Below are 6,000 nucleotides of genomic sequence, written 5' to 3'. Positions count from 1 at the left end.
GGTGATGGCGGGGCGTGAACCGGGGGTATTCCCCGCTGTCGCGGGTTCGACCCCCGGCTACCCTCCTGTGACGCCTCCGGCGTCGTTTGCCGGAGACGGCATCAGGCAGTTCCCGATGCCTTGGCAGACCCGCCCAGCCCGCGGTGTGGATGGGGCCCTCGCATTTCGCATTTCGCAACAAGCCTCCTCAACTACGGGATTCGCGGTAACGCGAACAATCTCCGGACCGCCTCCCCGCTGGAAGCCTTCCCCCTCCGATCCTCGCTCCTCATCACCAAGCATCCCGCCACCCGGTATCCGTTGCCAAGTCTCGGCTTGGAACTTCTCTTGTCAAAGCCAGCAACCCAACCCGAGCAAGTGAGCCGGGAAAGCGAAACGCCCGGGCTGGCGTGGCCAGGGCGTCGGGAATCCCTGGCCTGCCAGATGGAATCGGCCGCCACGAGTTTGTGATCTGAACTTGAGAGATTCTGGAAGCTGGCGGAGTATCCCGGCACCATGAGGAATTACTGGATCATTGGATGTCTCGGAATCGGGGTCTTGTCGGCTTCCGAATGGCCGGAATGGCGCGGTCCGGGTGGCGTGGGCTTTGTCGGTGACGGGCCGGAACTGGAGAGCCTCTCGCCGGAGAAGAACCTGCGCTGGAAGGCGGAACTTCCGGGTCGGGCGAACTCGACGCCGGTGGTGGCCGACGGGAAGATTTTCCTCACCACGGCCATCGACGGCAAGGACGGGGTGGTGGCGCTCGATTTGAAGGGCAAGGGATTGTGGCGAACCACGCTCGGAGAGATGCGACCGGGCCGTGGTCAGCGGGTCGGGAGTTCGGCGAACTCGTCGCCGGTGACCGACGGTGAGCGGCTCTATGTGTATTTCAAGTCGGGGGCCTTGGGCGCGCTCGATTTCGACGGCAAGGTGCTGTGGTCGCTGAACGTGTTCGACACCTATGGCGAGGACAAGCTGTGGTGGGACGTCGGGACCTCCCCGGTGCTCACCTCCAAGGGTCTGGTGCTGGCCGTGATGCAGACCGAAGGTCCGTCGAACCTGATCTGCTTCGACACGAAGACCGGCAAGGAGCTGTGGAAGACACCGCGTGACTTCGACGTCGCAACGGAGTCGGGGGATGCCTACACGACGCCCCATGTCCGCAAGATCGACGGTATTGAAACGATCATTTCCCACGGCGCCGACCACCTGACCGGTCATGCGGCGGACGACGGACGTCTGCTCTGGACCTGCGCGGGATTCAACCCGGAGAAGAAGGGCATGTGGCGGGTGATCGGCTCACCCGTGGTCGTGGATGGCGTGGCGGTGGTGCCCTACGGCCGCGGGGAATTTCTGGCGGGTGTGAAACTCGGCGGGGAGGGGGACATCACGAAATCCGCGATGCTGTGGAAGAACGAAGGCATGGGCACCGATGCCGCCTCCCCGGTGGCCTGGAAGGACAAGGCCATCGTGCTGGTGGATCGGGGCAAGGAGCGAGGAAAGGTGTTCTGCGTGGACGCCCGGTCGGGCGACGTGGAGTGGGAGTCACTGCTGCCGAAGGGAGCCCAGACCTTCTACGCGTCCCCGCTGGTGGTCGGGGACCGGATCTACTTCCCCCGCGAGGATGGCGTGGTGTTTGCTGCCAGGTTGACCGCCGACGGTCTGACGGAGGTCACCACCAATGAAATTGGCGAGGGGATGATCGCGTCGCCGGCATTGGCGGGTGATTTGCTCCTCCTGCGGGGCGCGAAGCACCTTTTCGCCTTCGGTGAATGATCCGGATCGGGATGAATTTCCAGGTTGCAAAACGCGGGCGCGCTTCCTAGTTTCCGCGCGCCGCCGGCAAAGAGCCCCTTAGTGTAATTGGTAACACACCTGATTTTGGTTCAGTATTTCCAGGTTCGAGTCCTGGGGGGGCTGCCACTCTTATCCTCCGGGGCAGTCAGTAGCCGAGCAGGTGGGAAAGCCGATCCTTGAGGGTGGACCGCGCCCGGAAAAGCAGGCTCTTCACCGAGGAAACGGAGGTTTCGAGAATTTCGGCGATCTCTTCGTAGGGCATCGACTCGTAGGAGTAGAGGATCACGGCGGTGCGCTGGGCCTCCGGCAGGGAGGCGATGACGGCATCGATCTCGTCGTGCATCTCGGCGCGCGCCACCTCCGAGTCGGGTTCCGAGCGGGTTTCGCCGGCGGGTTCGTAGCCTTTTTCGTCGTGGCGCTCGTCCGCCGACACCTCGCGCCGTCGTGACCGACGACGCGATTCGTTGTAGACCAGGTTGCGGGTGATGGTGAAAAGGTAGGTGGTGAACTTGGCCTCGGGCTTCCAGCGACTCGCGTGCTTCCAGATCCGGAGAAACACCTGCTGGGCGAGGTCCTCCGCCTCGACGGGGTCGCGAAGCATCTTCGCGATGGTTCCTACCACCGCGTGCTGGTGGCGCTCGACCAATTCACGGAATGCCTGCTCGTCACCCGCCCCGACGCGCGTCATCAGGGCGATGTCGCGCTCGTTGTCGAGATCGAGCGATGGCTGGGTCTTCGGCTCCGGCATGTCGAACTGCCCGACCTGGAGGGCGGTCATTTCCATGGTTCACGGAAGGAACCCGGTGGCGAGATCGAAGTTGCGCCGGGTTGCGATCAATCGACGAACAGGGCGATCTGCTCGCCCGGTCCGTGGACGCCCTCGATCAGGATGCCTTCGACATCCGCGGTCTTCGACGGGCCGGTGGCCCAGATGATGTTGCGGCTGGTATTCAGGCGACCGAGTGCCTCGGGGATCGTCCGCAGGATCTCGGACTCCCGCAACACGGCCACGTGGACCCAGGGCGAGAGGGCGGCCAGGCGGTCGGAGGTCTTCGCGTCGTCGAGGATCAGCGAGCCCGACTCCGCGATGGCTCCGGTGGCCCGGGTGATGCCGAAGGCGTAGTCGTCGTAGCGCTCGCGGTCGTAGGAGGTCTCGACTTCAAGACCGGCATCGACCAGTCGCTGGCCAACGGACTCCATCAGTTCGGGATCGCAATAGCCGTGGGTTTGTCCCTGCTCGTGGAGCAACGCGACGACCTCGTCGCATGAGTTCATGACCCGCCCGTTGACGGCCTCGAAGTTGCGTTTGAAGGCTGCCTTGGGCGAGTCACTGCCGAGCCGGGAGGAGGAAACGATGGTGTCGTCCTCGAATCCCGGATGCTCGGCTTTGCAGTCGAGTTCGGAGATCGCCGAGCGGATCTTGGAGAATATGGTGTCGCGGGACATGGCAGGTTGGGAAAGCTTTGGGTTGACCGCAGAGGCGCTGAGGTCGCAGAGGCTATTTCTTGAGAGTTTGGATGATTCGCTTCTTTCCGAGAGGCCAAACTTTGAAATTCAGGAGCAGCGCGAGATCGAGGCCGGTGAGATTCAGGTACCCGAGCATCTGGGCCTCATGAGCGGATGTGAAGGCCTCAACGCACTTTGCATCGACGATGACCTTTCTCTCGACGATCAGGTCGGGTTGCTTGGATCCGATGAAGTGTCCCTTGTAGCGCACCTCGTACTCGGGCTGTTGCTCGAAATGAATCTGTTGATCTGCGAGTTCGATGCAGAGTGCCCGCTCGTAGATCTTTTCATCAAGCCCGGGCTTCAATTCCTTATGAACTGCGATCGCGGCGCCGATGATTCGACGTGTCAGATCCGTATGGGGATAGGGACTCATTCAACCTCTGCGTTCTCAGCGTAAACTCTGCGCTTCTGTGGTGAAATGCGCCGTCAGTTCTCGCGGCGTGACTTCAGCCATTTGCGGAAGTCGCCGCCGTGCCAGTCGGGGAGGGTGCGCTGGCCGAGCCAGTCCTGCAGGGGCCGGACCGGGGCGACGTGGATCGGGAGATGGTTCATCGCCTTGCTCATCGTCATCGCGGTGCGCCAGATGGCCGGCGAGGTGGCGAGCGTGGCGAAGGGGGCCATCGGAAGGTCGCCGGGCTGGGGGATGTGCTCCCTCTTGGCCTTGTCGCGCAAACGCAGCAGCAGGTCCGGGATGGGAATGTCGACCGGGCAGACCTCGTTGCAGGCGCCGCACAGCGACGAGGCCTTGGGGAGGTCCGCCAGTTCGGGGAACTTGTCGCCGAAGAGGATGGGGGAGAGAACCGCGCCGACCGGGCCGCCGTAGGGGCTGCGGTAGGCGTGGCCCGAGGCCTGGCGGTACACGGGGCAGACATTCTGGCACGCCGAGCAGCGGATGCAGCGGAGGATTTCCCGGCAGTTGGAGGCCAGCACGTCGGTCCGGCCATTGTTCATCAGAACGACGTGCATTTCCTCCGGTCCGCTCGGCTGGCCCTCGTCCTTCGGACCGCTGATGAACTCGGTGTAAACGGTCAGTTGCTGGCCGGTGGCCGAGCGCCCGAGAAGGTTCAGGAATACCGCCAGATCCCGGTCGGTCGGGACCAGCTTTTCGATTCCGACCAGCGCGATGTGGACCCGCGAGGGCGCCATGCCGAAGCGTGAGTTTCCTTCGTTGGTGACGAGCACGACGCGCCCCGACTCCGCGCTGATGAAGTTGCCGCCGGTGATGACGGCCTCGGCCTGCATGTACTTCTCACGCAGATGGACGCGGGCCCGGCGGGTGATCGTCTCCGGGTCGTCGTTGTAGTCGGTGGCGATGCCGCCACGCTGGAAGCTTCGGGCGATCTCGCGTCGGTTCTTGTGAATGATCGGCCGGACGATGTGCGAGGGAGTGTCGCCATCGAGCTGGATGATGAACTCCCCGAGGTCGCTCTCGAGGACTTCGATGCCCTGTTCGGTGAGGTAGTCGTTGAGGTGGATTTCCTCGGAGGCCATCGACTTCGACTTCGTGAGCCGGGTGAGCTCGCGTTCCTTGAGGATGGAAAGCACGGCCTCGCGGGCGTCGTCGGCGGTGTCGGCGAAGTGAACGTGGCCGCCGTTCCGTTTGAGGCTCGCCTCGGTCTGCTCGAGATACCGGTCGAGGTGATGGAGGGTGTGGTCCTTGATCCCCCCGGCAAGCTTTCGGAGCGCGTTGGGGTCGTCGTAGTCGTTGAACAGGGCGGACAGGCGCTTCTCGGTGCTGGAGGCGGAACCGCTCAGGACGGAAGCCTGCTTCTCCTCGCCGATGTCGTGCGCGTAAACGTCGATGGGCTGGCGATTGACCATGGTGGCAATGAAAGTTGGCGGGTGTTCAGGAGGGGATCAGCGTGTCGCGCAGGACCTGCACGGCGTGCCGGTGGTCGATCGGGCGGCCCTGGACCCGGGCCAGGCCGGTGAGGTGCATCAGACACGACATGTCGCCGGATACCAGGAGGTCCGGTTGGGCATCGAGGATGTGGTCGAGCTTCAGCGAGCCCATGCGGCCCGAGATGTGGGGAAAGGTCACCGAGAAGGTCCCGCCGAAGCCGCAGCATTGCTCGTCCTGGCCGAAGGGGACGACCTCGGCGTTCCCGATGCTCGAGAGCAGCGAATGGATTGCCTCCCCCGAATTCGAGCCCCGAAGGTGGCAGGAGCGGTGGAAGGCGATGCGCGTGGGCTTCTCGAAGCGACCCGGCCATTCGCGGACGCCGAGTCCATTGACGATGAAATCGATCAGCTCCCAGGTGCGGTCCGCCAGCGAGTCGATGGCGGGGTCGGGGCAGTCCTCGAACTGCAGGCGGTTGCCGTGGAAGTGCATGGCGGCGCAGGAGCCGCTGGGGACGATGACCGGCAGTTCGCCCTTGAAGACATCGGCGGTGAAACGCGCCACCTTTCTCGAGGCCTTCCAGTCGCCGGAATTGAAGGCGGGCTGGCCGCAGCAGGTCTGGTTCTCGGGAAATCCGACTTCAACGCCGAGGTGTTCGAGAACTTCGACGGTGGCTTTGGCGACATCGTCGTAGAAGGCATCGCAGAGACAGGTGGCCATCAGGAGCACCTTCTTGCCGGCGGGGCGTTCGGACAGCGTGGGCATCGATGCGTGAACCTATGAGTTCGCTGTCGGTCGGGCAACCGCTGAATAAGAAAGGTTTCCTTCAGGAAAAATTCACCGCCAGATCGGCGGTGCGTCCGGGCCCCGGCTCC

6 protein-coding genes and 1 tRNA gene are annotated in these 6,000 nt (G+C 63.6%); 2 read left to right on the top strand and 5 right to left on the bottom strand.

Annotation, left to right across the window (positions count from 1 at the left end):
* Positions 1–495 precede the first annotated feature (495 nt).
* Both ACG2LG_RS14315 and ACG2LG_RS14310 read left to right on the top strand, forming a co-directional pair.
* Positions 496–1,755 (top strand): PQQ-binding-like beta-propeller repeat protein, encoded by a 1,260-nt coding sequence (locus ACG2LG_RS14315; RefSeq protein WP_396260050.1) that lies wholly within the window; start codon positions 496–498, stop codon positions 1,753–1,755.
* Between the two features lie 72 nt (positions 1,756–1,827).
* Positions 1,828–1,902 (top strand) — tRNA-Gln (locus ACG2LG_RS14310).
* Positions 1,903–1,921: 19 nt separating this feature from the next.
* On the opposite strand, the gene ACG2LG_RS14305 is transcribed toward ACG2LG_RS14310, so the two are convergent.
* From ACG2LG_RS14305 to ACG2LG_RS14285, 5 genes are read right to left on the bottom strand one after another with little or no spacing between them, the layout of a single operon-like run.
* The gene (locus ACG2LG_RS14305) at positions 1,922–2,560 is read right to left on the bottom strand and encodes an RNA polymerase sigma factor (protein WP_396260048.1); all 639 of its coding nucleotides are present in this window, start codon (positions 2,558–2,560) and stop codon (positions 1,922–1,924) included.
* 50 nt (positions 2,561–2,610) lie between these two features.
* Positions 2,611–3,222, bottom strand: coding sequence for a lactate utilization protein C (locus ACG2LG_RS14300; protein WP_396260047.1), 612 nt, complete (start codon positions 3,220–3,222; stop codon positions 2,611–2,613).
* Positions 3,223–3,274: 52 nt separating this feature from the next.
* Positions 3,275–3,658, bottom strand: a complete 384-nt coding sequence (locus ACG2LG_RS14295; RefSeq protein WP_396260045.1) for a GxxExxY protein — start codon at positions 3,656–3,658, stop codon at positions 3,275–3,277.
* A 53-nt stretch (positions 3,659–3,711) separates the two neighbouring features.
* Positions 3,712–5,106 carry a LutB/LldF family L-lactate oxidation iron-sulfur protein gene (locus ACG2LG_RS14290; protein ID WP_396260043.1) on the bottom strand — a complete coding sequence of 465 codons (1,395 nt, stop codon included), beginning with the start codon at positions 5,104–5,106 and terminating at the stop codon, positions 3,712–3,714.
* A gap of 25 nt (positions 5,107–5,131) precedes the next feature.
* Complete coding sequence (locus ACG2LG_RS14285; RefSeq protein ID WP_396260042.1) at positions 5,132–5,890, bottom strand: (Fe-S)-binding protein; 759 nt, start codon at positions 5,888–5,890, stop codon at positions 5,132–5,134.
* Between the last annotated feature and the right edge of the window lie 110 nt (positions 5,891–6,000).

Origin of the sequence: Haloferula sp. A504, from assembly GCF_044385805.1 — a bacterium.
Classification (GTDB): domain Bacteria; phylum Verrucomicrobiota; class Verrucomicrobiia; order Verrucomicrobiales; family Akkermansiaceae; genus Haloferula.
The sequence above is the reverse complement of the archived record's forward strand: the minus strand, read 5'-3'. Positions and strand labels throughout refer to the sequence as shown.

Bases quoted from the DNA above. Each gene is read 5' to 3' on its own strand.
- ACG2LG_RS14290 (WP_396260043.1), bottom strand. From the start codon at position 5,106: ATGGTCAATCGCCAGCCCATCGACGTTTACGCGCACGACATCGGCGAG.
- ACG2LG_RS14300 (WP_396260047.1), bottom strand. From the start codon at position 3,222: ATGTCCCGCGACACCATATTCTCCAAGATCCGCTCGGCGATCTCCGAA.
- ACG2LG_RS14295 (WP_396260045.1), bottom strand. From the start codon at position 3,658: ATGAGTCCCTATCCCCATACGGATCTGACACGTCGAATCATCGGCGCC.
- ACG2LG_RS14285 (WP_396260042.1), bottom strand. From the start codon at position 5,890: ATGCCCACGCTGTCCGAACGCCCCGCCGGCAAGAAGGTGCTCCTGATG.
- ACG2LG_RS14315 (WP_396260050.1), top strand. From the start codon at position 496: ATGAGGAATTACTGGATCATTGGATGTCTCGGAATCGGGGTCTTGTCG.
- ACG2LG_RS14305 (WP_396260048.1), bottom strand. From the start codon at position 2,560: ATGGAAATGACCGCCCTCCAGGTCGGGCAGTTCGACATGCCGGAGCCG.